This is a genomic window from Ochrobactrum sp. BTU1 (genome assembly GCA_018798825.1).
Taxonomy (GTDB): domain Bacteria; phylum Pseudomonadota; class Alphaproteobacteria; order Rhizobiales; family Rhizobiaceae; genus Brucella.
The window spans coordinates 135,225-160,796 of the sequence record CP076355.1; the positions used below are offsets into that span (position 1 = coordinate 135,225).

Here is a 25,572-nt window from a genome sequence, read left to right on the forward strand (position 1 = left end):
GTCCTTACGGCATCACTGCAAGCGTCAGAAGTGCGCCTGCGACAAAGCCGGTCAAAACGGCAGCCAGCACGAAAAGTACCTTGATGTCACCGCTGCTTCTCTTGCGCACGTCTTCCATGCGCTGTTCAAGGCCCGCCACCACGCCATCCATGCGCATGATATGAACATCAAGCTCGGTCATGCGCTGGTGAAGATCGGTGCGCAGCGCATCAACCGAACCGGCGATATCGAGAAGCTCTGCTGGTGCCGCATTGCCGGAACTGTCGATGGTGGGTGCCGCGCGCTGCAATGACCGCTGGTTGACCTGCAATTGCCGCTGTGCAGCCATCAGCATATCGAGTTTATCGAGAATGCGGGTCATCGGTGCTGCGATGAGCGCTTCGGCCGCTTGCTCATCAGGCTTTGGAACGCGCAGCTTTTGCTCATTGCCTGCGGCATTGGCTGCCACGACCACCAGATCGCCAGCGCGGGCTGCAGCAAATTGCGGCAGCATCACTTCGAAAGCGTGGAGCCCATCGCCAATGCCATTGCGCTTGAGGTCTGGTCGCTCTTTGTCGGCGGGTGCTTCGGCAATAGGCTTGTCGTCCAACAGAACGCGAATGATAAGCCGCTCAGTCGGATAGGACGGATCAAAGGCCCAGCCGTAAAGACGTCCTTCTTCAATAGCGTCAACGCGCCCTTTCATGGCTTCAGCCCTTTGAGCTGTCGGCGAAGCGCTCTGTGCTTCAACCGGCTTTTGTGCCACTTCGGATGGAATTTTGGTCGCGATGTTCATGATCTACCTCTCATGCTGCCTCGACACGGGCCGCGCGCAGGGATCCAATCAGATCGAGATAGCGTGCTGCGGTGGTGTCGATGGTGTCCGGGTGCCGCGCGTTTTCGCCAAGTGACTGGCGCAGGTCCGGGTTTTCCGCCATGCGTCGCATTGCTTGGGCGAGCGCCAGCGGATCATTGGGCGGAACAGTGAGACCATTGATGCCATCAGTGATCATCTCGGCCATTCCACCAATATTGCTGCAGATGACGGGACGGCTTTGTCCCTGTGCTTCCTGAATGACAAGCGGTGCGTTTTCCCACCAGATCGAAGGCATGATCGCGCAATCCACGGATTGGATGTGTTGAGCGATATCCTCGCGGCGATAAGCACCACGCCGCTGCACAACAGGAGATGTCTGGGCAAAAAGCTCATCGATTTCGCTAACAAAGCTCTCGCTCTGGAAGGGAGCTGCTCCATGAACACGGAGCTCGAAATCAAATCCCTCGGCAATCAGCAGCTTTGCGGCCTCAAGCAGAACCGTTGCACCCTTCCACGGGTTGAGATTGCCAAAATAGCCAAAGGTCGGTTTGGCCCGCTCTTGCGGAACAGCCGTTGATCTTGGACGTTCCGGCTGGCCATTGGGGATGATCTGAATGCGATCATCGGCAAGGCCCCATTCTACATAGCGCTGTTTAAGAAAAGCACTTGGGGACACAAACGCATCGACAGTGCTCAGCAGCGATTTGATGTGCCGCTCACGAAGCACAAATTTATCCAGCGCAATATCTTTGAAACAAGCGTGGCAGCGGTCTGGACTTGCCCCATGACAAAGCTCTTTGCCGGTGGTACGAACCATCAGCCCGTCATGATGACAGATGGGGTAATAATCGTGCAGCGTCAGGACGATCCGGCAATCGGGCAGTGTGCGGCGCACGATATGGGGGAATTCTGCGCCCAAAAGCAGCAGATGATGCAGGTGCACAATGTCGGGCCTGAAGTCACGCAGCAGTTCAACAATATCCGGCACAATGCCGTATAGGTCGATCTGGCTCATATAGAAGCGATCAAAGTGCCCGGACCACAGCAGAATTTCATCGCCGCCATCGCCGATGCTCTGAAAGCTCGTGCCCGGGCGCGCTTCGCGATGCACCTTGTTGGTTGCACCTAGAAACATCGCTTCACATCCTGCCCGCTGATAGGCGCGGAACAGATCATGGGCGAAAATTTCCGTTCCGCCCGGGTGCAGCGATGGATGGTTGTGGGCTGCGATGAGTACACGCGGGGCCATCAGACACCACCTCCGCGCGAGGCAATGAAGATATCCTGATAGTGATCGGCTTCAATGCCGCGCCAATGCCCAAAGGACTTTGTTTGTAGCTCCAGTTTGGCACCTATAAGCGCACGGTCCAGAAAGCCGTTTTCAAAGCCGACCGCCGCAAGGGGCGGAAGTTCCGGCACAAACCAGCATGGGCCGGTTCCGTGACGTTCAAAGGAGAGGCGCTTGTCGCGCTTGCCGTGCCGGTCGCGAGCGGCGATGTCGTCTACGACAAAGGCAGTCATGAACAGTTTGCCACCAGGCGCCAGGACGCGCGAAATCTGTTCCAGATAGGATTTTACCTCGTCAGGCGGTAAATGCGTGACCACAGAGGTCATGATGACGAAGTCGAAGCTCTTATCCGCAAAAGGCAATGTGAGGGTCAGACCGCTCACGCTTCCTTTTGGATTATAAAGATCATGGGCAATGTCGAGATGACGGAACTCGAAATTGGGATAGCGCGCAGTGATGTTCTGGCGGCACCAGTTAACGCCACCGACCACAGGATCAATACCGGCATAGCGTGTCTTCGCCGTGTCGAGATATTGCGTCAGTGGTACGGCCATGCGGCCAATCCCCGAACCGATATCCAACACGCGTGAATCAGGCCTCAGCCCGCCCTTGCGGATGAAATGACCAAGGAACTCGGCACCCACGGCGCGATAATCGCCGTCTCCGACGAACACGCTGTTCGGGTCGGGTGAGGGCAGAAACCGGTTCTTCAAAACAGATTGTATCAGCCAGTCAATCTGTTCTTCGGGTATTGCTGGTTTGGCTTCAGGTTCTGGCTGTTTCAGCATTACCACTTCCGTCAAGCGGCGCTCCTTTCAGATTTGGCCACGATCACATTTGAGGGCATTGAGAGCTGCATCTCGTCGTGTTGCGGGGCCATCAATTCACTGATTTCTTCGTTCCAGCGCTGTGTGTGCAGCCAGGAATTATATTGGCTGGCAAGGCCGCGCATATAATCCGCGCTGCGGCGGATTGAGCGGCGCTCGAAATGGTAGAGGGCAACGCTCGGCTCGTAGTAAATCTGGAAACCGAGCTGGCGAATTTTCAGGCACAGGTCGCTGTCTTCGTAATCGCCGATGACGTAGTCTTCACTGTAACCGCCCACGAGGTCAAAGATGTCTTTGCGGGTAATCAGGCACGCGCCGGTAACGCCAGGCACATCACGCCCACGGCGCGCAGGCGCATAATTGCCCGGCATACCTTTGTGGTAGTGATGATTGAGCCAGATGCCCTGTCGATCGCGGGCAAAGTAAAGCCCGGCATGTTGCAGAGAGCCATCTTCAAACAAAAGGCGCGGACCGATTGCACCGAGCTTAGGCTCGTCGAATAGCGGCTGGATCAGCTGCTGCAACCAACCATGTTCGGAAGGCACCACATCCGAATTGAGCATAACAATTGTTGTGCCTGTCGCGATGCTTGCGCCCGCATTGCAGGCGCGCGCATAGCCGCCATTGCGGTTCATGATTGCAAGCTTGAACGGCATATCATGCAGGATGTTGAGGCCGCCAAGCATATGCTCCGTGTCATCCTGAATTTCAGGTGAATCGAGCACGAAGATAAATTCAGCATTGGCGATCACCCACGGATCAGTTGCCATCGATGAAAACTGAAACCGCAGGAAATCGAGATTGCGGTAAAGCGGGATGACGATCGAGGCCAAAGGAGAAGCAGGCGTCTCGCCAAATTCTTTGACTTCCGTGATGCGCACCGTTGCGCCGATCTTCTTTTCAACTTCTGTGAGTGCGGGCGCGAGAATCTGTTCAAAAACATGCGGTCGCGCCTGTTGTGGCGGGACGGAACGCAAGATCCGCATTCGCTGCGCGGATGGTTCAAAAGGTTGTGGCGCAGGCACCAGTGGTGCGGTGCTGCCCGACGTAAGTCGCATCTGAAAACGCGGCTGCAGCAATGGGCCAAGGTTTTTTGCCGATGGCAACCACGCAACAAAGCCTGTCACGTCCCTTTGTGGAGCATCCTCACGCTTGGTAGTTTTACCTGCAAACTTATGGAAATAAGGCTTGAGCGACTGAGCGCTGCCGCCTTCAGGTAAATATTCGATATCGGCTAGCATGGCCGAAGGATCATGCATCCAGCCACCGACGATCAGGCCCCCATCCAATGCCAGCGCCAGATCGATTTCGGCTGCCGGCTGAGAAGCAGATTGTGCAATTTGACGGACAGGCAGCGGCGAGCGCGTCTGTAAATCAATGGCAACGGCGGTTCCTGCCGCATTGATTTTGCCCAGTTGGCGAACCAGAAACTCCCGCAAAGCACCGTTACTCTGCCATTTGCTCCACCATTTGGTGAAATCGTTCTGTTCTGCCGTTCGGGTTGCCATCTTGCGCACCGCGACACCCTTCTGCCCGCTTAGTACAAGCAGGAGCGATGAAGGCAGATCCTGCGGAGCTTCAACCAGAAGATGGCAGGCCTGCCAGGCATTGCGGCCCTGCTGACCAAGCACAAATCGCGGCGGGATGACCATGACGCTGCCCGGCGTTATGCCGTAAATGGCAGAGATTTCGCCGAGCATCGGATCAACGGCTGTTTCGAGAAGATGATGCCCGGAAACAGGTTCACCACAATGCTGTGCTTCCCGGGGTTCCGGCGTTAACGCGAAAGTCAGCTCGCGCACGAGGGATGCGAATGCCTGATTTCGCGTCAGCCGGAACGTGCTGCGCCAGGTTGTGAGGATATTGGTCAGAAGCTTGATATGGCCGGGCAAAGTGAGATCACCGACGACATGATTGACGTCGAATGCTGCAAGCTCATTGGCCGGATAAAGGATTGCTTGTGCCGTAGGTCCCAATGAACCTGCACTCAGCGATAATTCTATTGGTTCGGTTCCGGTCCGCATGGCCCAGAACATACGCATCCCACCATTTTCCAGCGGAATGCCAACACTGAGCAGTGGGACGGGCTGCACAGGCGTTTCCAGCGTGCATTTGTTTGTGGAGCGAGCCGGGCCGGGAACATCCCAGATGACCACAGCCACGTCGGCGCATAGACGGCAAATGGAGAGATTCTCGGTTTTGCTTTCAGTGTCCGCCGAATGGTCGAGGTTCAATGTGAGCGCCCTTTCATTCTTGTTGGAAATGCAGGGCCTGAAGCAGCGCTAACGAGGCTGGGTCGGGCCAAAAGTCGAGATTGAAAAGAATTAAAGAAGGAACATGCCCGGCGGGAGGATGCCGGGCACGCACTCAATCGTTTAATCAGTGGACAGTGAAATACTGGTCGGGATGAGCCTGTATATCTTCTGCACTGGTGTTCACGAGGGTAACGGTGTCGCCATTGCCAAGGTCGACAACGACATTGCCACCAACCTGTGTGACACGGTCTGCGAGGTCATCCGCCGAATTGACATCAAGGCCATTGATGCCCTGCTGGATCTGAAGGATGTCTTCGCCTGGGTTGAAGTCAAGGATGACGTCGTTTCCGCCGCCGCCATTGAACAAGAAGACGTCGCTACCGGCACCGCCGATAAGGATGTCGTCTCCAGCACCGCCATCGAGGATGTCGTTGCCGTCGCCGCCCAAGAGAACGTCATTCCCTTCGCCGCCGAAGAGAAGATCCGAGCCTGCACCGCCTTGAAGAACATCGTCTCCAGCGCCGCCAAACAGCACATCGTTCCCATCGCCGCCGCTTAGGACGTCGTTTCCTGCATCACCGAACAGAATGTCATTTCCGTTTCCGCCGAAAAGGAGGTCATCACCATTTCCGCCGAAGAGGATGTCATTCCCGTCATCGCCGAAGATGGTGTCATTGCCATCACCTCCGAATACGAGATCATCACCGCCATGGGCGCGGATGAAATCGTCAAAGCGGGAACCGAACAACACGTCGTCGTAGGCGCCGCCTTCTAAAGTGGCCATCTGCTTCTCCTTGTGTTCCTGTATGGGTTACAAAAAGGCCGGGAATAAACCGACCATCATGCTTGTAGTAGTTTGCGCCGCATCAATAAGGATTGCAACACTATTAATTGTTGCAATTTTGGCATCCGTAAGTAACAAATTATTACGAATAATTTATATTACATTTTTGTAAACACAAATATGATGTATATTTAATATCAATATAATTTCTATTTATATTATATTTAAATCCAATTTACTTCAAAATTTGAACTGGATCGATTCGAATAGAAAAATTAATATATTTCAATATGATGAAGCCGCGCACGTTGGAACATGCGCGGCGCAGGTATTTTCAGTGTATTCAACCTATGGATGAGTTATATTATAGAATACTCTTTCGTTACGTTTGACGACTATCCGGCTGTTGTTGTGTTAAGCACGCAGCCGGATGCAGTTTAATCTTCGCGGAATGCGCGATTGAGACTGTCGGTAATCGGCGACACGAGATAGTCGATTGCGCGGCGGTCTTTGTGAACGATAATGATTTCTGCAGGCATACCGGGATAAAGCCGTGCAGTTGGATTGGCGACAATCGCCTCAGGCGTAATTTCAGCGCGGGCGACGAAATAAGCCGTATCTGTCTTTTCGTCGAGCGACTGGTCGGCGGCGATATAGGTCAGTCTGCCGTCGAGCGGTGGCATTGAGCGCTGGTTGTAAGCTGTCAGTTTGATCTGCGCGCTTGCCCCCACAGAAATACTATCGATGTCGCGTGGGCTGATCTTCATTTCCACCACCATGGGTTCGTTTTCCGGTACGATATCCATGATCGGTTCACCCGGAGCCACAACGCCGCCAGGCGTCCGCAGTCGGATATTGGCAACAATGCCCTGTTGTGGTGAATTTACTTCGACACGACGCATGACATCCTTGGCCGCCACGATCCTTTCTTGCACATCGGACAATTCGACCTGACTTGATGTAATCTCGCCAGCAATTTCTGACTGAAGGTCGCTTTCAATCGCGCTCAGTGCAAATTCGGCACCGGCTTTTGCCTGTCCAGCCTTTGCCTTGTCGCCAGCATATTCACCACGATCACCGGAAAGCTGGCTCAAACGTGTATCGATTTCAGTGAGCTTTGATTTCTGCGCGAAGCCTTTCTCAACAAGACTTGCGATGGCATTGCGCTGTTCAGTGATCAGTTCGATCTGGCGATCAGTTGCGGAAATCTGTGAAGTCGAAGCCTTTTCCTGCTCGGTATATTGCTCAATGGTTTTTTGCTGAATGTCGATTTTGCTCAGCTTCTGGGCGAGGCGCTTCTGAAAGAAGATGTTCTCCGCGCGAACGGCGTTTTCAGCATTCTCGCCACCTTCAGCAAACTTTTCAGGAAAGGTGATTTCCTTTGCACCAGACTGCTCTGCACGCAGGCGCGCAAGTTTTGCAATCAGACCGATCCGACGGCTTTCGAGTGATTGAAGTTCGGATCGCGCCTTTGTTGCATCGAGCCGGACTAACGGCTGACCAACTTTGACGACATCGCCTTCCTGCACCAGTAGCCGATCAAGAATGCCGCCTTCGAGATGGCTGATCGTTTTGCGTTTGGAATCAACAATAACCGTACCCAGTGCCACAGCCGCACTGCCAAGATTGGCGGAATAGGCCCAGGCAAAAAAGCCGCCAAAGGCAACGCCGATTGTTGCAAGCCCAGCGATAATCAGCCCGCGCAGCGGCGATTTCATATCTTCCTGTTCGATATCATGCGCCCATTCTGGCTTAACAGAGCCAAATCGAGTCAACGACTTGTTGTCGGATGATTCTGCACGCGGGGCGAGCAGGCTGGAAACACGACGCGGAATAACGGATTTGCCCATCATGCGCTTGCTGCTCCCATTTTAGGGCCAGTCGTGGCCGGGGTGAGTGTGGAGACCACATCGGTTCGTGGGCCGAATTGCGAAATCCGACCGTTTTCGAGCACAAGCAGCTTGTCTGCGACCTGCATGATAGACGGGCGGTGTGCGATCATGATAACAATGGCACCGTCGTCGCGCGCGTGTTCGATAGCACGCATTAGGGCGCGTTCGCCAACCGCATCAAGGTTCGAGTTCGGCTCGTCTAATACGATGATGCGCGGACGGTTATAGAGGCAGCGTGCCAATCCGATTCGCTGGCGCTGACCGCCCGAAAGTGTCAGTCGTCCGTCACCAACAGGCGTATCATAGCCAAGTGGCATACGCCCGATCATCTCGTGCACATCAGCAAGGCGTGCGGCTTCCAATACGCGCTGCGGATCGCTGTCACCCATGCGGGCGATGTTGTCTTTGATCGTGCCGTCGAGTAGCGATACCGATTGCGGCAGATAGCCGGCAATTTCGCCAAAAGAGCCGCGTTCCCAGAGATAGACATTGTTGCCATCCAGGAAAACACCGCCGGACGTTGGCTTAACGATACCGATCAGCAAGCGAGCAAGCGTAGACTTCCCAGCAGCCGAGGGGCCGACGACGCCAAGCACTTCGCCCGGTGAGATCGAAAATGAAATGCCTTTGATGATCGGCACATCGACGCCGGGTGCCGCATAGATCAGCTTGTCGACAACCAGATCACCGTTGGGGCGGGGGGTGGGCATTGTCTGACGCACAGCAAGGTTTTCGGAAAGCAGGGATTGAACGCGTTTCCAGCTTGCAATTGCGCTGACCCACTGACGCCAGTTCTCAACAATCCTGTCAAATGGCATCAGCAGGCGACCAATGATGATACTGGTAGCAATCATTGCGCCCGGCGTGATTTCCTGCTGCATCGCCAGAAGCGTGCCGGCGCCAAGTGAGCCGATCTGCACGATGAAGCGTGCCGTTCGCGCAATGGATGACATAGCGCGGGCTCGTGTTCCGCCCAGATCAAGCACTTCAAGCGCCTGCATCTGCATGGTGCGCCAGCGGCGTGCCAAAGCGGGCAACATGCCCATGGCTTCAATGGCTTCCGCATGACGCAGGCTGCTGCCGATTTTGGCGACAGCCTCGACATTGGCCTGATTGGCTTCCTGTATGAGATTGCGGGTCAAAAGATCTGTCAGCACGCCACAGGCGACCAGAATGATAACTGCGACCAGACCGATCAGGCCGAGCATTGGATGCAGCATGAACAGCACACCAAGGAAGATCGGCGACCAAGCCGCATCAAGCGGCGCATTGATGGCGGGTGAGGTTAGAAAGCTGCGCAGTTCAGTTAGATCGCGCAGCGTTTGGGTGGCTTTTGGCAGGCCTTGGTTGACCGATGCCTGCACGGCCGCAGTCAGCACTGCCAAGTTTAGCCGGCGAACGAGTGCGCTGCCCATGGCCTGAAACGAAAGTGCCCGAATGTATTCCAGAACGCCGAATACGAGCATCGCGCCCACGGCCAGAATCGTGAGCATGGTCAGTGTGTCCATGCTTCGGCTGTTCAGCACCCTATCATGAACCTGCAACATATAGAGGGGCACAGTGAGTTGTAGCAAATTGATACAGGCACTCAAAAGCACCGCATAAAGCAGGCCTGACAGGAAAACGCGCCGAGCCTTGAAAATAAGGCTTTTGGACGTAGTTACAGAATCGTCGAGCCTTTTTTTATCCGCTGGGCTCTTGCCAACTGGATTGTTTTCGCGAGTATCATTCATACGCGATCTGCCTTGTAATGGTCACAGGTGGCGGATATCCCTAAAAAGTGTGGTCTAGTTCTCAAGATCAGTAAAGTAATACTGCAGAGAATGTGACAGAAAAAAGTTTTTTGGCGGGGAAATGTGAAAGGAGCCAAATAAATATAACTGCAAATTTCTTCAAAATTTGAAGTAAAATTGAAAAATGGAGAGCTAAAGATGCAAAAACTTCTGCACGAGGGAGTGGAAGTCGAGACATCAGTCGATAGATTTACTTCCGTCGACTTTCCTGAAGTTACCGCCGAAAAACAGGAACACAGACATCCGGTTCATACAGTTGTAATTACCCATTTCGAGCTGGCCCGGATGATAGAAAGAGTGAATCGTCGCTTTGTAAGCCTTCTGAAAACGGAGCTTACCAAGTTGGGCGTGGAAGACGTTGGCCCAGCACAGACTTTGGTTCTGATGGCTATTGGCGATGTCGAGCTCACTGTGGGTGAACTATTGGATCGCGGGCACTATGTCGGTTCCAACATTTCCTATTATCTTAAACAACTTACAGACGGCGGGTATGTCGATCGCGTTGCCTCTCAGAGGGATAAAAGATCGGCTCGTATTCGTCTGACTGACAAGGGTGAACGGCTGTGTACGAGCTTGCGAAATGCAAGCAGAACCTACAGCCATGTGCTTGCCCGCGATGACGACGATCTTCGAAATCTCGAAATCGCATACCAGACTCTGCACCGGCTTGAGCTCGTGTGGGGCAATGCCGCGCGTTATGGCATTTGATGCTGAATCGCGGTTTTTCGACCGATAACCGGACACTTTTTGTGACATGCGTATAGCTTTTGTGCACAGGCGCGGTTTCGGCCAGTTTGCTGCGTTAGCCGAGAATCTGGCTACCAGTGGACATGATGTCAGCCTGATTTGTGAGACAGTGGACCGTCGCCTCCCAGCGGTCCGCGTCATCCGCCACCGAGTAGAATCTGGTCCTCGCCCAAATGGGGCGATGGCCAGATATCTGGAAATACCCGATCATCATACGAGGATCGGGTATCGGGTGGCTGAAACCCTGGAATCCATGGCACGTCATGGCCAAGCGCCCGACATTGTGATCGGTCACATCGGTTGGGGCAGTATGATGTTCGTCAAAGACGTACTGCCCACCACACCCGCGCTGGGTTACTGCGAATTCTTCTACCGCGCGCATGGCGCGGATGTCGGCTTTGCGCCTGATGACAGGCCGGATATGGAAACCCGAAAGCGGCTGCGCCTGCGAAATATGGCCCAGCTTGTTACGCTCGACGGTATTGATGGCGGTTTCAGCCCCACGCACTGGCAGAAGAGCCTTTACCCCAAATCTGCCCAGAAGCGGATTGCTGTCGTGCATGAGGGCGTGGATACGAAATTGTTTTATCCAGACCGGCACGCTTCAATTGAACTGCCGGGCGCGCGCGTCCTCAAGGCAGGTGAATCCCGGGTGATTACATTTGTTGCGCGCGATCTCGAGCCCTATAGAGGTTTCCCTCAGGCACTGGAAGCGGCGCAAAAAGTTATCCGGCAAAATAACGACGCGATATTCGTGTTTGTTGGCGGAGATGGAGTGAGCTACGGCACGCCGCCGCCCGGTGGTGGTTCGTGGCGCGAATATCTGCTTCGTGAAACCGAGTTGCCACCGGACCGGATTGTTTTCCCTGGCACCATTTCCCATGCGCAGCTGCGCAAACTCTACCAGATCTCGACCGCCCATATCTATCTCACCTACCCGTTTGTCCTGTCCTGGTCCGTCATTGAGGCCATGGCATGTGGTGCGCTCATCATAGGCTCTGATACGCCACCGGTGCGCGAGGTGATACGGGCAGGGAAAAACGGCCTTCTGGTACCATTTTACGATACCGACATATTGGCGGAAACGATTCTGAACGTGCTTCGAGATCCCGATGCGTGCCTGCCGATGCGTGCTGCCGCAAGAAGAACAGTGGAAACGCGCTTTCGGTTGTCGGAATGTTTACAACAGCAAAAAACCTTGATCGAAGCAGTATTAGATGGCCGATGAGTGTTATGTGGCGACAATCGGGCATACAAGGCCAAATGATATAATATAAAATCCCGTATTTCTGCGTGTTTAAGCGCTATGTTCAATATGTTTTCATATTGTTTCAAATTTTGAATTAAATAGATTCCAAATATTCGCAATATTATCATATAGTCTTCGTTATATTATTGTTGACAATACATAATCATTATTTTCTCATTGAGAGTAGAAGCCAAACCTCCCAAGTTGGCTCTTAGACAATGGATGATTATGTTGAGCACACCACTTCCAGCGATCTCGGCGCGGAAAACCCGCCGTTATGCCATCGCTTCAATGCGTGATCGTGAAGCATTGGAATCGACTTCTCTCGGCGAACTGACAGCTTTCGTTGAAGGAGACGGCAAGCGTCTGCGTCTGGCCAATACATTTCCACTCGTTGCTGTTGCTGCTTCCGATGAGGGCGCAAAAGAACTCAATGGCGTTCTGCAGCAGCTTTATCGGATGCGCACCATTCCTGAAGTCCCCGTCGTGCGCGTTGATGAGGCGTCCCCTGAAACCATACCGCTTCTCGTATCGCAGCTGCTTGAAAACAGCCTCGACCGGCTTGTCGGCCATGTGAGCAAAGTGCATGCCGAGCTTGCGATGCTGCGTCGTGAACGCGAAACGATGTTCGAAAACTATCGCGCTATCGAGGATGCCTTTCACGCCCGCAACTGGGATTCCTCTACAGAGATTTTCAGCCATGCGCCTTTGGTTGATCCAAAGGATGAAGGTTTTGCACGCTTGCTGCGTGAATCGGAAATCGAACAGCTCTTTCCAGTTTCAAGCTATGCCGTCTCGGGCTTTGCCCTGCATTTCCGCGATATGCCTGCCAATCGCAACGGACAGCTGATCGTGACGCTCGATTATGTGGAGAATGGAGAAGGCATTGCCGAATGGCTCGTGCCTTATGCCACGCTTCATTCGGAATGGAATTTCTTCTCGCTGCCTAAGGCTTGCGATGGTAGCCACCGGACCCTGCGTCTGCGAATTTCCGCGACCGGCGGTGTGCCACCAGAACTCTCGTTGGGCAATGTGATTGCCAATGAACGCTATGCGGCTCGTGCCCGCATCCCGCATGGCGATCTCGATATGCGTCCGCTGGCACTTCGTATTTTTACGGGGCTTCCGGGCGTTCGGCCAGCATCATTGCCCAACGCAATTGTGCCGACATCGCTCATCAATGGCCGCAAGGTTGATGATTATCGCCTGCCGATTGAATTGCTGCGCAATGTCGCCAATGTTTCCGTTACCCCCCTGACGCCGGATTTCCCAACCGTGCGGTTTCTTGAACATGAGGATGCAATTGGTTGTCATCCACTTGAGGAAGGTATTACGGCCGCTGCCATCCGCCGGGTTGTTGCCCCCGGTACTGTCCGGATTTCAGCGCGTGCCGTGATCGACCACCCTGAGGGGCAGCCATGCGTGGCGGGTTTGCTGCTCGTCAATCTCGCGTCCGACGTGAAGGACGAGATCGACGCGATCACAAATATGGACCGCCGGCGCGCACAGGTCTTGTTCAGTGGCTGGTCGGAAGTGGCACCCAATCGTCCGATCGATATCAATTTCATGCTCGAAGAGCCGATTGATCGCACGATGGATCTGATTGTGCTCAGCAAGGCTGCAGGTGATTCAGTCGACTTTTCCTGGTTGAAGATTTTCAACTTCCGCCTTGTCAAGCACATCGAAGCCGCAAGCCCCGTTCAGGAATTAGCCAAAGAGGTTGCGAATGTACGATAGATCGAGAGATTTGATCGTCGTTGCCATGCCGCTTTATGGCCATGCGGCGCTTGCGCTTGAAGCGCTTGAAACCCTTCTTGCCTCGGAAACGGTTTTCCGTACCCAGATCGTCGTCTCCGTCGATGGTGATCCGCGTCGCGAAGTTTTTGACAGTCTGGCGCTTTATGCGGCCGCACATCCCAATATTCATGTCATTTTCGGAGAGAATGCCGGTCCCGGTGGCGCACGCAACCGCGCGGTCGATTATATTCTCGAAGAGATGCCGGATGTGAAAGCCGTCTATTTCGTAGATGCCGATAATCGGGTGCAACCGCAAACTATCGACACGCTTTATCGCAAGCTTCTCGCGAGCAATGCCGGTTGGGTTTACACCAATATCGACACGTTTTCGGTCAATTGGCGCGCGCATTATGGCGATAGCTATTCGCGGCTTATTCACTGCATTACTGACAATATCTGCGATACCGGCTCGATGATTTCAGCGGAAGTGTTCCGCAGCGGCGTGCGCTTTGACGACGACCGGCAGAATGGTTTTGAAGACTGGGAATTCTGGCTTTCGGCCATTGAAGCGGGTTTCGTCGGAACGCCGTGCCATGACACCGGTTTCGAATATCGCCTGCGGGCCGAGAGCCGCTTCAAGGAAGCCAATCGCGACCGCTCTGGCTCCATAAATTTTCTCCGCAAACGACATAAGGCGCTGTTTCGTCGCCCGACGCTTGTGGGTTTCGAGCATGAGGAATGTCCGCGCTATGGCGTGATCCGTGCAGGTGAAGGAACAGTCAGTCTTTTTACTGATCTTAGCCTTGGCACGACTGATCTTAAATTTGATGATGCCATCCGCGCATTTTGGGGTAGCGTGTCCGAGCCGGATAATTTTCACTTCCCGCCATTTCTTGCTTCATCCAACACTGAAACTTTGAAGCTTCTGGCGCGGTCGCGGCTGTTGCCAAACATCCTGTCTCGGCTTGAGAGGCTTTCTGAACACGCGAATATCGTCTTTGTTGAGCTGACCAATGTCGAAGACGAGCGGCGTATCGATACTGAAATCATGCCTTCCGGCACGCGCCAGCCTCATGCGGATCTGATTTTCGTCTCGACGAAACTGATCAAAGACATCATCGAAAACGATGCGCTGGATTGGTTTGCGTCATTGGGTACGCAGCAATTATGGCCCACCTCGGCGCGCTTGAAAGTCCGCTTCCCTTTTCCGCGCGTCCGACAGCGCAGGGCGCTTTCCCGCCCCGAACAGTCGATGCTCAATCTGGTGACATCGATTGCGACAAGCCCGCTTAAACAAAGTGCCGCCATGCGCTGGACATGGCGTCCGCGTCGTCTGCCAGCACTTTCAGAAATGTATCAGGTGCTGCGCGATGAAATGGGCGGTGGACCAGTTCTGCCGCTTGCGCATAACATCGCAAGAAAGAAGACGGCTGCAGTTCTGGTGCCCAATGCCTCGTTTGGGGGAGCAGAGAAGGTGGCTTATGCGGCTGGTCGTGAGCTCAAGAACCAGGGGTTTGAAACGCATCTGTTCGTGCTTGGCAATGAGCGCATGGATGTGCTCGACGAGTTCGATCAATCCTTCGACTATTTGCACTTCTGGAAAGACGGTATTCCGGCGTGGGGCGACACAAACCGCTTCCTTGGGCAGGACTTCATAACCGAGGATCATCCGCTTGATTGGGGCATCCTGCGGGGGCAACTCTCCGGTTTCGATCTGGTGGTAAACAATCACGTCATGGCAGCGCATCCATTAATGGGCAAGCTGCGTTCGGAAGGCACACGCACGGCCTGTTATCTGCATGTGGTGGACGAAACCGTCTTCCGCAGGCAAGCGGGCCAGCCCTATGCGGCGATTGCTTTCGAACACGCTTATGACGCGTTTCTCACCTGTTCAGATCAGTTGAAAATCTACCTGCACAGCTTTGGCGTGCCGTTTGAGAAGGTATTCTCGGTGCCTAATGGTGCGAGCTTCTCTATTGATTCAAAGCTGCGCGCGCAGGTAACAGCGGCGCGTAAACAGATACGCAAGGGAGAGCCCTTTCGGATGCTTTATATGGGCCGCCTTGATCGCCAAAAGGGGATCGACCGGTTACATGACGCAATCGTCAAGCTCAAAGAGCAGGGCATTGTGTTTGAAGCGCAAGCCATCGGTGGAGAAATCCTTTCCGACGATCCAAGTGCATCTTGGATGACGCGTCTCAAAGATGCGGGCGTGAAGGTCTCGCCACCGGTCTTCGACGGCAGAGATATCGCAAACCATCTCGCCTGGGCAGATGTGCTTTTGATGCCGTCGCGCTGGGAAGGCGCACCGCTGATGATTGCCGAAGCCCAGCAGCTCGGCTGTGTGCCGGTTGCAACTGCGGTAGGTGCTGTCGATGAGCTGATCAATCATGGTCGCGACGGCATCTTAATCCGCAATGGCAATGATGCGCAGATCGTGGCCGATATGACGCGCATTCTCACCATTCTCGCGCAGGATCGTGAAGCCCTGATGCGTACAGCTGAAGGCGCATTGGCGTCAGCCGCCCACCGCACCTGGAGCGCTGCTTTCTCCGAATTTACCGATTGGGCCAATGAAATAAGCCCGGTCTATCCGAAATCCCGGTCCTCCCAGCCGGACGTTGCAGACGATACGAGCACGATTGCCGTTTTCCCCGGCCGTGCAGTTGCCTGATTATACCAGAAAGGTCGACCTATGAGCCGCCCAACCAACCCAAGAATTCTTGTCACCGGCATTCCGAGCCATCTGACACGTCTCATTGATCGCGCAGACAAAGCGCAGGTCTATTATTCAGAAAAGCAGAAGGACTCAGAATCCAGGGATAATTTTATCCAGGAACTGAAAAACATCTCCAATACCGGAAATTATCTGATCGGCGAGGGCGCGATGACGGCTCTTCTGCCGTCAGCCAAGCATATTCCGTTCTGGCATCTCTATAATTGCGTGAACAATGGAACAGGTGTCGAGGAGATCAATAAGGAGTTCGATATCTGCGTCTTCACATGCGCAAACCTTCTGCGCAAAGGCCTGTCAGCAGATGCGGAAGCGCTGGTTTTATCCAAGCTCGATATGCCGGTGGTTATGCTCGGCATTGGTATCCAGAACCGCCCTGATATTGAAGGCGAAGACGGTTTGCCTGCTGGCACGAAGAAGCTTCTCGAAGTGCTTAAATCCCGCGAGCATTATTTCCTTACCCGCGGTGAAAATGCAGCCGGCTATCTTCGTGATCAGGGCTTTTCCTATGTGCGTCCGGTTGGTTGCCCGTCGCTTTATTTCCGTCCTGATAATATGCGCAAGGCCATTACGCGTCTACCGCAGGTCAAAGTAGGTGAAGGCCGCACAGTTTTCACAGGCTATATGGGTGCAGAACTTGAAACCATCGGCGACATGAATGCGCTGAGTTCGGATGACGGTCGTTCAGCCTATGTGGTTCAGGATGAGCTCTTGCATTTCGATATGCAGCTTGAATCGGACACCAATGGCCGTGCTTATGATTCAACGACTGGCGAGCTGGTAGGGCCGCTGACCTACAAAGGCTCAAGCGATCTCAAGAAGAAGCTCAGCGTTCACGCTTTCCTTGACACCAATCAATGGCGTGCCTGGTGCTCGACGATGGACTTCTCATTCGGTCGCCGCTTCCACGGAAATATCATCTCCATGCAGGCGGGCGTACCAAGCCTTATGGTCGCCGTTGATGACCGCATGCGTGAAATGCTCAATTTCTCCGGTCTGCCAAAGATCGATGCCCGTGATCTCAATGCAGCCAACGACCGGCGCGCTTTCGTGAGCGATCATATCGCAGCAATGAACATCCCTGATGTGGTTGAAAAATACTCGGCTCGCGAACGCAATTTCCGAAGCGTGCTTTCAGACATCGGCATTGGGGCATCTCACGCCTAATCCAAATCCAGCAATTTTCTTTAATTTAAGCGAAGATGGATCACCATGCGCATAATGATTACCGGCATTCCGTCCTATTTGATGCGGACCGTCGAAAGCGTTTCGGGTGCAAGCGTTAAACACCGCCCTTATTTCGAGCCCATCCGCACCAAAAAGGATGTAATCGATCAGGTCAAAAAGATTGCCAATACCGGCAATTACCTCATTGGTGAAGGCGCTGCCAATGCCGTCCGCGGCCATGATGTGACCTATGTTCCGTTCTGGCATCTGGCCAACAGCCTCAATTCACCTGACACCTATGCAAAGCTCAATGAAAGCTTTGACCTCTGCCTGTTTGCATCGGCAAATCTTTTGCGTCCCGGTTATGCTGCAACAACCGAATCCTTCGTCTTTGAAAAGCTGAACATGCCGATTGTCGTCATGGGCATCGGCATTCAGAAGAAGGAAAATCTGAAAGCCGAATTGCCGGAAGGCACGCGCCGATTTTTGGAAATTCTGCGCCGCAAGGAAAGTTTCTTCCTCACACGCGGGCATTTCACGGAAGCGTTTCTAAAAGATGCGGGCATGAAATATGTCCGTCCGACTGGCTGCCCTTCGCTCTACTATCGGCCAGAGCAGATGAAGCTATCGCTGAGCCGTCTTGCTGATCCAAGCCTTGCGGATGCGCAAAAAATCTCATTCGGCGGCTATCTCGGGAGTGTCGCCGATACGATTGTCGATGCACATGCGCTGCTCGAAAAAGACAGCGTTGCAAGCTATGTCATTCAGGACGAGGTGATCGTCTATAATATGAACATCGCAGGCGAAGATCATGCGCAAGCTTTCGATGAGGCTGCAAGCCGCATCACCGCACCTGTCGATTACAAGCACATGGAAAAGTGGCAGCGCAAAAACGAGTTGCTGGTGTTTTTCGATACGCATAAATGGCGCAGCTGGATTTCCAGCCAGGATTTCGGGTTAAGCCGTCGTTTCCACGGCACGATCATCAGTATGCAGTCGGGTGTTCCGGGGCTGATGATCGCGGTCGATGACCGAATGCGAGAAATGCTCGGCTTCGTCGGCTTTCCACATATTGATGCAAGCATCTGGAACCGTGAGCCGCAGAAGAAGGCCTATCTGCGTGACTTCCTTTCCAAGATCGATGTGCCTGCTGCCATCAATCGCTATTCGGAATGTGAAGCCAATTTCAACGGCGCACTCAAGGATATCGGGATAAGATGATGCCAAGCGGCAAGAGCATCAGGGGCAAGATGGTGACGATGTTAGCGCTTGTGGGAGCTTTGTCGTTGGCTCTCCAGCCTCAAAGCGCTCTTGCCGATACGCGCTTCGGCGTCAACCGGGTCAATATGGCCTGGCTCAAGCCAGCAGAGCGTGAGCAGATTTTCGATCAGATGGTGGATAATGGCGTGGTGGCAGTTCGGCTGTCCCTCACGCGACCAGTGGATCAGAGTATCGATGCGGTGCGTCTTGCTCATGAAAAAGGTTTGGCCATCCTGCTCGAAATCTCGCTCAATAACGCGGATTTCTATCCTGAAGGAACAAAGCCCCGATCCGGTCGCGGGCGCATCTGGGATATGTATCGGCTTTCAGATATATCGCCGGATCGCTTTCAGCAGGCGATCGCTGATGCCTTGCAAAAGATTGATGCAATTGGAGTGTCTCTGGTTGCTGTGGAACCCGGCAATGAGATCAATTGGGGTGCCTATAATGGCGATCTTGCCATTCTACCCAAGGAAAAGATGAAGACCGCACGTTCATTGGATGAGATGGAAGAACTGCCTTTGGTCGAAAAGGGTGCAGAAAAATACGTCGATCTTCTGCGCATTGTCAGGACGGAGCTTGCAAAGACCAAGCAAAGCGCCAAAGCCAAAGTTGTATCTGCTGGTTTGTCCGATATTCCTTTCATTGATGCCGACCGGCGCGGAATAGACAGCGTTGATCCAGCCGTCTTTACGGATCTTCTCAGGAAATATGGTCTCAATGATGTGGCCGACGGCTATGGCATTCACATTTATCCGGGAAGCAGCGGCACACGGGCTGCACGCGCGAAACACATCACCAGTGCGCTGTCATTCTGCGGTGGTACCGATGGCAAGCCATGCTGGATCACCGAATGGGGTTTTGCGAATACCTCCAAAGCCTGCCCGGCCAATGACAACAACCGCGAACAGCTGGTCGAGAAGGCACGCGATCGGTTTCGTCAGATGATGGATAGCGGCCAGATCGCAGCCGCTTATTATTTTGATTGGGATGCAAGCACTTACGGAGTGTGGCGTTGCGGTTCGCTGACGCCGGCAGGCCAAGCTGCAACGGTGACGAAATGAAGCTCAAGACTGTAATCATCGGTGGTTCAAACACCGTCATGCTGCCCGGCTACCTACCAACCCTTTTGGGTACGATGGCAAAACGCGGCGTGGAACTGGACATTGTTGCTGATCTTGCCGTGGGCGGCACCACGAGCGCGCTTGGCCTTTATCAGCTCAAGCAGTTTGAACAGCTCGAAGATTGCGAGCTGCTGCTGATCGAATATGCGATCAATGATGCCTTTGTTTACGGTGATGAACGGCGTCCGTTTCGCCATTGGGCACGAATTTATGAAGGGATCATTCGTTACGCGCTGGAACGCAATCCAAACCTGCGGGTCGCAACACTTGTATTTGGCGCACGCAATGGCTCGTTCCTGAATTCTGTTCCTTCAATTGATGCGGGCATCAATTATATATCGCAATGGTATGGCACCATTTCAGTCGATGTTTCGCGGATGCTGATGCAGCAATATGGCCGTGATGTCGTAAGCAATCCGGCTTTCTATCTCGATCAGGGTCATTATGCGCGCCCTGTTTCAACGACGATTGTAGCCAACTTGATCGCTGATGTTCTCGAACCAGCTTTCTCTATGCAGCATCGCCCAAGAGCGCTGCCCTTTGCTATTGATCCGGACCACTTCGCCAACGCACGCGCCTTGAGTGGCGAACAGCTTTGCAAGCGGTTGGGACGCGTGCCAATTCAATATTGCAACCGCCGCTTTTCAATTTCTGCTCTCGATCTTGGTGCAGACAGAATGCTCTTTGAGGTTGATAACGGCCAACTTCTTGCGCTTGGTTATGTTTGTGATCCCCGTATTCCGCCGCTTGATGTAGCAATCGGCGAGGAGGTCCATCGCGCCGCCATGATGAAAGGTGGCGTACGCGACGGAACCTATAAATTCCTCGTTTCGATGCTGAGCTTCGAGTTCCTGTACGGGACAAAATTGCTGGAAGCGCGCGGGAATGTATCGCTTATCATGTCCGCTGCCGATGAAGGCACCGAGCATAAGCTTCATGTTCCAAAAGACAGCACCCACCATGAAGCACTGCCTGCGGAGCCAGTTCTGCCGATCACCGGCATTCTATTTTCAGGTAATCTCAAGACGATGACGCTTGAGAAAAAGACCCCTGCCATACCGATTATCGCAGAAGCCGCTCAGTAATTAAGTTCAGTAATTTGAAGATAAATAATTAGGCCGCCCGGTTTGATAATGCCAGGGCACAGTCTCTCCACGCACTTACGGCAGTTCCCTGCGTCACATTTTCTACAACAATATGCTTTCCATCGAATACACCGGATGCAATCCAGTGACGTGCTTCTCGCTGATATACATCGATCGTAATACCCAGCTGTTCTACTTTGGCTTCTGCCAGCATATATTTTGCTCCACGAATGATGAATCTTGGGCGAAGGTCGCAATATAGACCAAATCCACGACAATCCGATGTCACGTTTGTGCTACCGGATTGTGAATGGCACTTTCAGTGCAAAACAAACTTCCATTATGGAATATTGGTTCCCAGTTGAGGAAACAAACATTCAAGAAAACGCGCGGCTGTCGGCTGCGGTTCATGATTTGCAAGGCCAGGACGCTCGTTCGCTTCGATGAACACATATTCTGGTGTTTCGGGTGATTTCACCATGAAATCAATGCCCACAACCGGAATATCAATAGCGCGTGCTGCCTTGCACGCAGCATCAACCAATGTCGGTTCCACGATAGTCGTTACATCGTGGATCGTGCCACCGGTATGAAGGTTGGCTGCTTTACGAACGGTAATTTCACGTCTGTCTGTAAGCACATCATCTAGTATCAGACCTTGCTGCTCAAGACAACGCTTTGTCTCGGCATCAATTGGAATGCGGCTTTCACCGCCCGTTGCAGCCATACGGCGGCGTGATTGAACTTCGATGAGGCGTCTGATCGTTGATTTGCCGTCGCCGATCACTCGTGGGGGACGACGCACCGCGGCGGCAACCAGCTTGTAATCGATAATCACCAGTCGCAGATCTTCACCTTCAAAACAGGCTTCGAGCAACACCTGATTGCAAACCTCTCGCGCTTGCTTGATGGCGGCACGCAAGTCTTTCATCTTGGTGACACCGACAGAAATCCCACGACCCTGTTCTCCGCGCGCGGGCTTCACAACAAGCTTCTGATGTTTTGCAAGAAAGGCTTCCAGCGTTTCATCATCTGCATCGGCTGCGATTTGCTCAGGCACGCTCAGACCGGCTTTTGCGACGGTGCGGCGGGTGACTGCCTTGTCGTCACAGATCGACATGGCGACACCTGATGTCATCTCAGACAGGCTTTCACGGCAATGGATCGAGCGTCCGCCATGGGAGAGGCGGAAGAAGCCACCTTCTGCATCGGTTATATCCACATGCACGCCGCGCCGCAGCGCTTCGTCCACAATGAGACGGGCGTAAGGATTGAGCGCATCAAGGGAGTTGATCGGCTGGGCGAAAAATTTCTCATTGATCGCGTTTTTGCGTTTGATCGCAAAAAGCGGGACGCGACGAAACTTCAGCTTCTCATAGAGGCGGATTGCATTGTCATTGTCATACAGCACCGACAGATCGACATGGTTGAGCCCACGCGCCTGAAAATGCTCGGCCAATTTGCGAACCAGCTTCTCACCAATGCCGGGCTGGCGCGCCTGCGGATGCACCGCCAGGCACCAGAGCGAACCACCCTGATCAGGATCATTGAACAGGCGTTGGTGATTAATTCCGGTGACTGTCCCGACAATTTCGCCCGTCGCATCATCTTGCGCGACGAAATAGGTGACGGCACGGTTATCGCGTTCTGATGAGAAGAAATCAGCCCGCAACTGGACCATCCCACAGGCGGCATAGACCGCATTGATGCCATCCGCGTCAATTTCCGATACTGCGCGACGAATGGTGATGCCGCGTGTGCGACGCCCACCGGCGCGGTAATTGGAAAGTTCAAGTCGATAGGTGTGCGAGGGATCGAGAAAGATTTCCTGCGGTGCCTGCGATAGAAGCACATGCGGATCGCTGACATAAAACAGGATATCGCGGCTTAAAGGAGCCTCGGCGCGCAATGCTTCGATGATCCCTTCATTGCTCTCGAACGTCTGTGCGAAAAGCAACCGCCCCCAACCGCAGTCGAGCACGATATTGCGGTTGGCGGAACGTTCATCTTCCTGCGCGTAACCGTGCAGATGCTCCTGATAAAAGCCCGCACTTTCGGGTGTGCGCAGTCGCGTGAGCCTGTGCGAGAAAGCATTTCTGCCCCTTGCTTTCTGCCGGGTCATTTCAACCTCACCTGTCTTTTTCATTTTGGGCCTCCCAACCTCATGCTTCCTGAGTTTGAAGCCACATTTCGAGCAGTCCGGCCTGCCAAAGCTCCGAGCCGCGCAAAGGGGTGATGTGTTCGGAAGGAGTTGCGAACAACCGGTCGAGATAATCGCGCTGGAAAAGCCCGCGTTCGCGTGCCTTCTGAGATGACAAAGCATCGCGCAGCATGTCTAGATAGGGGCCAGCGATATATTTGAGCTGCGGCACCGGGAAGTAACCCTTCTTGCGATCGATCACCTCGCTTGGCACAACCTTGCGGGCGACATCCTTCAGAATGCCCTTGCCGCCATCCCGCAGCTTTTCTTCTGGCGGCATACGCGCTGCAAGTTCCACGAGTTCATGGTCGAGAAACGGAACGCGGGCTTCCAGCCCCCAGGCCATCGTCATGTTATCGACGCGTTTGACGGGGTCATCGACCAGCATGATATTGCTGTCGAGACGAAGTGCGCGGTCAACGGGTGTATCAGCGCCATCGCGCAACAAATGCTCTTCGATGAGTTCACGGCTATAGTCGCGATCCGTCATCCAGTCGGGCGACAGCTGGGTTTTAAGCACATCATGCGAGCGGTCGCAGAATGCCTTGGCGTAATCGCTGACCACATCATTGGAGTCGACCAGTGGCGGATACCAGTGATAGCCCGCAAAGACCTCATCGGCACCCTGACCGGATTGCACGACCTTGATATGTTTGGAAACTTCCTTCGATAGCAGATAAAAGCCGACATTGTCGTAAGAAACCATTGGTTCTGACATGGCGGCAATCGTACCGGGAAGCGCATCCATCAAATCAGAACTCGGCACAAAAATCTTGTGATGATCGGTGCCGAAATGCTTGGCAATCAGATCGGAATAGACGAACTCATCGCCTTTTTCGCCGTTGGCTTCTTCAAAGCCGACCGAAAAGCTCATGAGACCGGTTTGGCCTGCTTCGGCAAGAAGACCGACAATCAGGCTCGAATCCACACCACCTGACAGAAGAACGCCAACCGGCACGTCAGAAATCATGCGGCGTTTGACGGCAACGCGCAGCATGTCGAGGAGCTGTTCCTGCCAGTCTTCACGGCTGATAGTGCTGTCGCCAGCCAGACGGCTATGCGGCGGCTGCCAATAGATGCGATCACGAAATTCGCCATTGGCATGATAAACACGGATCGTCGCCGCAGGCAGCTTGCGCACACCGTTATAGATGGTGCGCGGTGGTGGAACCACAGCGTGGAAGCTCATATAATTATGCAGTGCCGCGCGGTCGATTGAGGTATCGACACCGCCAGCCTTCACAAGGGCAGGCAGCGACGAGGCAAAGCGCAAAGCGCCGCTGACCTCTGCCAGATAAAGCGGTTTTATACCAAAACGGTCGCGGGCAAAGATCAGTCTGCCGGTATCGCGCTCATGGATGGCAAAGGCGAACATGCCGTAAAAGCGGGAAACACATTCCTCGCCCCAGGCGTGCCATGCCTTGATGATGACTTCTGTGTCGCCATCAGAAAAGAAGCGGTAGCCCTTGGCTTCGAGCTCAGCGCGCAATTCGCGGAAATTGTAAATGCAGCCGTTGAAGACAACGCTTATGCCAAGATCGGCGTCGATCATGGGCTGCTGGGATTTCTCCGACAGATCGAGAATTCTCAATCGCCGGTGTCCAAAGCCGACATTGCCACGCACAACGATGCCAGAAGCGTCTGGCCCTCTGGGGGCAAGAATGTCTGCCATTTTCGAGATTGCCGAAACCGACGGTGTCGCACCGTCGAACCTGACTTCTCCGCAAATTCCACACATAAAAAGGGTCAAAACCTCCATGATCAAACACAACAAGCAAGGCCGTCGCATGAGTTATGGCGGCGGCCTGCATATTGGCTAATGCACGCACGCCGGGATGGTTCCGAAATTTCTGATTTTTATGCGCTTGGTGCTTTTCTTAGCTCTTTTTCTTTGGAAAGCATGTATTTTTCGGCGGAAATCATATGTTCCAGTGCGATTTTGCGTGCATCTTCGGCCCTGTTTTCCATCAGAGCTGTCAGAAGGCGATGCTGAAAAAGCAGGCCTTCTTCGCGGGATGCGGGTGTCGGGTCGGCATAGATCGAGCGGGCAACAGGCATGTTGCGCAGCAGATTATGCGTTAGACCACACATGAAGCCCAGGAGCCGGTCCGGGGAGAGTTGTGCAAGCTGTGTATGAAAATCCAGCTCTGCCACACGCTGCTGAAACTGGTCGTCCAGATTGGTCGGAGGGCGGTCGTAAAACCGCATCGTGCTCTCCAGTTTCGTAAGATCTTCATTGCTCAATCTGCCGGCAAGTGAGGCAGCGATCTCAGGCTCCAGCAGCTTGCGCAGGGAATAAATTTCCTGAAGGCTTGGCTGGTCGAAGAAGAAATAATTGCCGAGCATTTCCATCGCATGTTGCGTAGATGGTTCAGCAACGAAAACACCGCCACCGGGACCGGTGCGGGTGAAGAGCAAGCCCTGGGTTTCGAGCGCCTTCATCGCCTCGCGCACAGTACCCTTGGCCGCCTTGAACTGGTCGATCAGGTCTTTTTCCTGTGGCAGCCGATCACCGGGTTTGAGATGGTCGGTCTGAATCACGTCTTTGATACGGTCAGCAATGACCTCAGGCCGTCGCTTTGATCTGGTCAGCGAAGCATTGTCCGATTTGCTGCGGCTGTTCCGGGCCATACC

At 53.7% G+C, this 25,572-nt stretch carries 20 protein-coding genes; 9 read left to right on the forward strand and 11 right to left on the reverse strand.

Annotated features, from left to right (window positions below; translation table 11 throughout):
• Positions 1–4 precede the first annotated feature (4 nt).
• From KMS41_11970 to KMS41_12000, 7 genes are all read right to left on the reverse strand, one after another.
• On the reverse strand, positions 5–775 hold the full coding sequence (locus KMS41_11970; protein QWK79653.1) for a hypothetical protein: 771 nt from the start codon (positions 773–775) through the stop codon (positions 5–7).
• Between the two features lie 10 nt (positions 776–785).
• On the reverse strand, positions 786–2,045 hold the full coding sequence (locus KMS41_11975) for a glycosyltransferase family 4 protein (GenBank protein ID QWK79654.1): 1,260 nt from the start codon (positions 2,043–2,045) through the stop codon (positions 786–788).
• Entirely contained in the window at positions 2,045–2,872 is an 828-nt protein-coding gene (locus KMS41_11980) for a class I SAM-dependent methyltransferase (GenBank protein ID QWK80235.1), read from the reverse strand. Before KMS41_11980 ends, KMS41_11975 begins: the two co-directional genes overlap by 1 nt.
• An 11-nt stretch (positions 2,873–2,883) precedes the next feature.
• A complete protein-coding gene (locus KMS41_11985) occupies positions 2,884–5,145 on the reverse strand; it encodes a glycosyltransferase family 2 protein (GenBank protein QWK79655.1) in 2,262 nt (753 codons plus the stop codon).
• A 145-nt stretch (positions 5,146–5,290) separates the two neighbouring features.
• Positions 5,291–5,950 carry a calcium-binding protein gene (locus KMS41_11990; protein ID QWK79656.1) on the reverse strand — a complete coding sequence of 220 codons (660 nt, stop codon included), beginning with the start codon at positions 5,948–5,950 and terminating at the stop codon, positions 5,291–5,293.
• Between the two features lie 437 nt (positions 5,951–6,387).
• A complete protein-coding gene (locus KMS41_11995; protein ID QWK79657.1) occupies positions 6,388–7,803 on the reverse strand; it encodes an HlyD family type I secretion periplasmic adaptor subunit in 1,416 nt (471 codons plus the stop codon).
• Entirely contained in the window at positions 7,800–9,575 is a 1,776-nt protein-coding gene (locus tag KMS41_12000; protein QWK79658.1) for a type I secretion system permease/ATPase, read from the reverse strand. The genes KMS41_11995 and KMS41_12000 overlap by 4 nt, the downstream gene beginning before the upstream one ends.
• A gap of 198 nt (positions 9,576–9,773) precedes the next feature.
• Between KMS41_12000 and KMS41_12005 the strand changes: the two genes are divergently transcribed.
• The 8 genes from KMS41_12005 to KMS41_12040 all read left to right on the forward strand — a co-directional run bounded on the left by KMS41_12005 (position 9,774) and on the right by KMS41_12040 (position 20,738).
• Entirely contained in the window at positions 9,774–10,343 is a 570-nt protein-coding gene (locus tag KMS41_12005; GenBank protein ID QWK79659.1) for a MarR family transcriptional regulator, read from the forward strand.
• A gap of 46 nt (positions 10,344–10,389) precedes the next feature.
• The gene (locus KMS41_12010; GenBank protein QWK79660.1) at positions 10,390–11,610 is read left to right on the forward strand and encodes a glycosyltransferase family 4 protein; all 1,221 of its coding nucleotides are present in this window, start codon (positions 10,390–10,392) and stop codon (positions 11,608–11,610) included.
• A gap of 249 nt (positions 11,611–11,859) precedes the next feature.
• On the forward strand, positions 11,860–13,368 hold the full coding sequence (locus KMS41_12015; GenBank protein ID QWK79661.1) for a hypothetical protein: 1,509 nt from the start codon (positions 11,860–11,862) through the stop codon (positions 13,366–13,368).
• On the forward strand, positions 13,358–16,042 hold the full coding sequence (locus KMS41_12020; GenBank protein ID QWK79662.1) for a glycosyltransferase: 2,685 nt from the start codon (positions 13,358–13,360) through the stop codon (positions 16,040–16,042). The genes KMS41_12015 and KMS41_12020 overlap by 11 nt, the downstream gene beginning before the upstream one ends.
• Positions 16,043–16,063: 21 nt before the next feature.
• The gene (locus KMS41_12025) at positions 16,064–17,269 is read left to right on the forward strand and encodes a polysaccharide pyruvyl transferase family protein (GenBank protein QWK79663.1); all 1,206 of its coding nucleotides are present in this window, start codon (positions 16,064–16,066) and stop codon (positions 17,267–17,269) included.
• A 45-nt stretch (positions 17,270–17,314) separates the two neighbouring features.
• Entirely contained in the window at positions 17,315–18,490 is a 1,176-nt protein-coding gene (locus KMS41_12030) for a polysaccharide pyruvyl transferase family protein (GenBank protein QWK79664.1), read from the forward strand.
• Complete coding sequence (locus tag KMS41_12035) at positions 18,487–19,593, forward strand: glycoside hydrolase (GenBank protein ID QWK79665.1); 1,107 nt, start codon at positions 18,487–18,489, stop codon at positions 19,591–19,593. The genes KMS41_12030 and KMS41_12035 overlap by 4 nt, the downstream gene beginning before the upstream one ends.
• Positions 19,590–20,738, forward strand: a complete 1,149-nt coding sequence (locus tag KMS41_12040; GenBank protein QWK79666.1) for an SGNH/GDSL hydrolase family protein — start codon at positions 19,590–19,592, stop codon at positions 20,736–20,738. Before KMS41_12035 ends, KMS41_12040 begins: the two co-directional genes overlap by 4 nt.
• 28 nt (positions 20,739–20,766) lie before the next feature.
• Here KMS41_12040 and KMS41_12045 read toward each other — a convergent pair whose 3' ends face one another.
• The 3 genes from KMS41_12045 to KMS41_12055 all read right to left on the reverse strand — a co-directional run bounded on the left by KMS41_12045 (position 20,767) and on the right by KMS41_12055 (position 24,676).
• Positions 20,767–20,952: a hypothetical protein gene (locus tag KMS41_12045; protein ID QWK79667.1), complete on the reverse strand. Its 186-nt coding sequence runs from the start codon at positions 20,950–20,952 to the stop codon at positions 20,767–20,769.
• Between the two features lie 126 nt (positions 20,953–21,078).
• Positions 21,079–22,884: an N-acetylglutaminylglutamine synthetase gene (gene ngg, locus KMS41_12050; protein QWK79668.1), complete on the reverse strand. Its 1,806-nt coding sequence runs from the start codon at positions 22,882–22,884 to the stop codon at positions 21,079–21,081.
• Positions 22,885–22,900: 16 nt separating this feature from the next.
• Positions 22,901–24,676 (reverse strand): N-acetylglutaminylglutamine amidotransferase, encoded by a 1,776-nt coding sequence (locus KMS41_12055; protein QWK79669.1) that lies wholly within the window; start codon positions 24,674–24,676, stop codon positions 22,901–22,903.
• Between KMS41_12055 and KMS41_12060 the strand changes: the two genes are divergently transcribed.
• Positions 24,600–24,758 carry a hypothetical protein gene (locus KMS41_12060; GenBank protein ID QWK80329.1) on the forward strand — a complete coding sequence of 53 codons (159 nt, stop codon included), beginning with the start codon at positions 24,600–24,602 and terminating at the stop codon, positions 24,756–24,758. The two genes, KMS41_12055 and KMS41_12060, sit on opposite strands and share 77 nt — an antisense overlap.
• Positions 24,759–24,795: 37 nt before the next feature.
• Here KMS41_12060 and KMS41_12065 read toward each other — a convergent pair whose 3' ends face one another.
• Positions 24,796–25,569, reverse strand: coding sequence for a GntR family transcriptional regulator (locus KMS41_12065; protein ID QWK79670.1), 774 nt, complete (start codon positions 25,567–25,569; stop codon positions 24,796–24,798).
• Positions 25,570–25,572: the final 3 nt, after the last annotated feature.

Excerpts from the sequence above, each read along its gene's own strand:
- KMS41_11995 (QWK79657.1), bottom strand. The coding sequence starts at position 7,803 with ATGATGGGCAAATCCGTTATTCCGCGTCGTGTTTCCAGCCTGCTCGCC.
- KMS41_12015 (QWK79661.1), top strand. The coding sequence starts at position 11,860 with ATGTTGAGCACACCACTTCCAGCGATCTCGGCGCGGAAAACCCGCCGT.
- KMS41_12065 (QWK79670.1), bottom strand. The coding sequence starts at position 25,569 with ATGGCCCGGAACAGCCGCAGCAAATCGGACAATGCTTCGCTGACCAGA.
- KMS41_12030 (QWK79664.1), top strand. The coding sequence starts at position 17,315 with ATGCGCATAATGATTACCGGCATTCCGTCCTATTTGATGCGGACCGTC.
- KMS41_11990 (QWK79656.1), bottom strand. The coding sequence starts at position 5,950 with ATGGCCACTTTAGAAGGCGGCGCCTACGACGACGTGTTGTTCGGTTCC.
- KMS41_12060 (QWK80329.1), top strand. The coding sequence starts at position 24,600 with ATGTCTGCCATTTTCGAGATTGCCGAAACCGACGGTGTCGCACCGTCG.
- ngg (QWK79668.1), bottom strand. The coding sequence starts at position 22,884 with ATGAAAAAGACAGGTGAGGTTGAAATGACCCGGCAGAAAGCAAGGGGC.
- KMS41_12020 (QWK79662.1), top strand. The coding sequence starts at position 13,358 with ATGTACGATAGATCGAGAGATTTGATCGTCGTTGCCATGCCGCTTTAT.
- KMS41_11980 (QWK80235.1), bottom strand. The coding sequence starts at position 2,872 with ATGCTGAAACAGCCAGAACCTGAAGCCAAACCAGCAATACCCGAAGAA.
- KMS41_12000 (QWK79658.1), bottom strand. The coding sequence starts at position 9,575 with ATGAATGATACTCGCGAAAACAATCCAGTTGGCAAGAGCCCAGCGGAT.
- KMS41_12010 (QWK79660.1), top strand. The coding sequence starts at position 10,390 with ATGCGTATAGCTTTTGTGCACAGGCGCGGTTTCGGCCAGTTTGCTGCG.
- KMS41_12035 (QWK79665.1), top strand. The coding sequence starts at position 18,487 with ATGATGCCAAGCGGCAAGAGCATCAGGGGCAAGATGGTGACGATGTTA.
- KMS41_11975 (QWK79654.1), bottom strand. The coding sequence starts at position 2,045 with ATGGCCCCGCGTGTACTCATCGCAGCCCACAACCATCCATCGCTGCAC.
- KMS41_11970 (QWK79653.1), bottom strand. The coding sequence starts at position 775 with ATGAACATCGCGACCAAAATTCCATCCGAAGTGGCACAAAAGCCGGTT.
- KMS41_12055 (QWK79669.1), bottom strand. The coding sequence starts at position 24,676 with ATGTGTGGAATTTGCGGAGAAGTCAGGTTCGACGGTGCGACACCGTCG.
- KMS41_12045 (QWK79667.1), bottom strand. The coding sequence starts at position 20,952 with ATGCTGGCAGAAGCCAAAGTAGAACAGCTGGGTATTACGATCGATGTA.
- KMS41_12025 (QWK79663.1), top strand. The coding sequence starts at position 16,064 with ATGAGCCGCCCAACCAACCCAAGAATTCTTGTCACCGGCATTCCGAGC.
- KMS41_12005 (QWK79659.1), top strand. The coding sequence starts at position 9,774 with ATGCAAAAACTTCTGCACGAGGGAGTGGAAGTCGAGACATCAGTCGAT.
- KMS41_12040 (QWK79666.1), top strand. The coding sequence starts at position 19,590 with ATGAAGCTCAAGACTGTAATCATCGGTGGTTCAAACACCGTCATGCTG.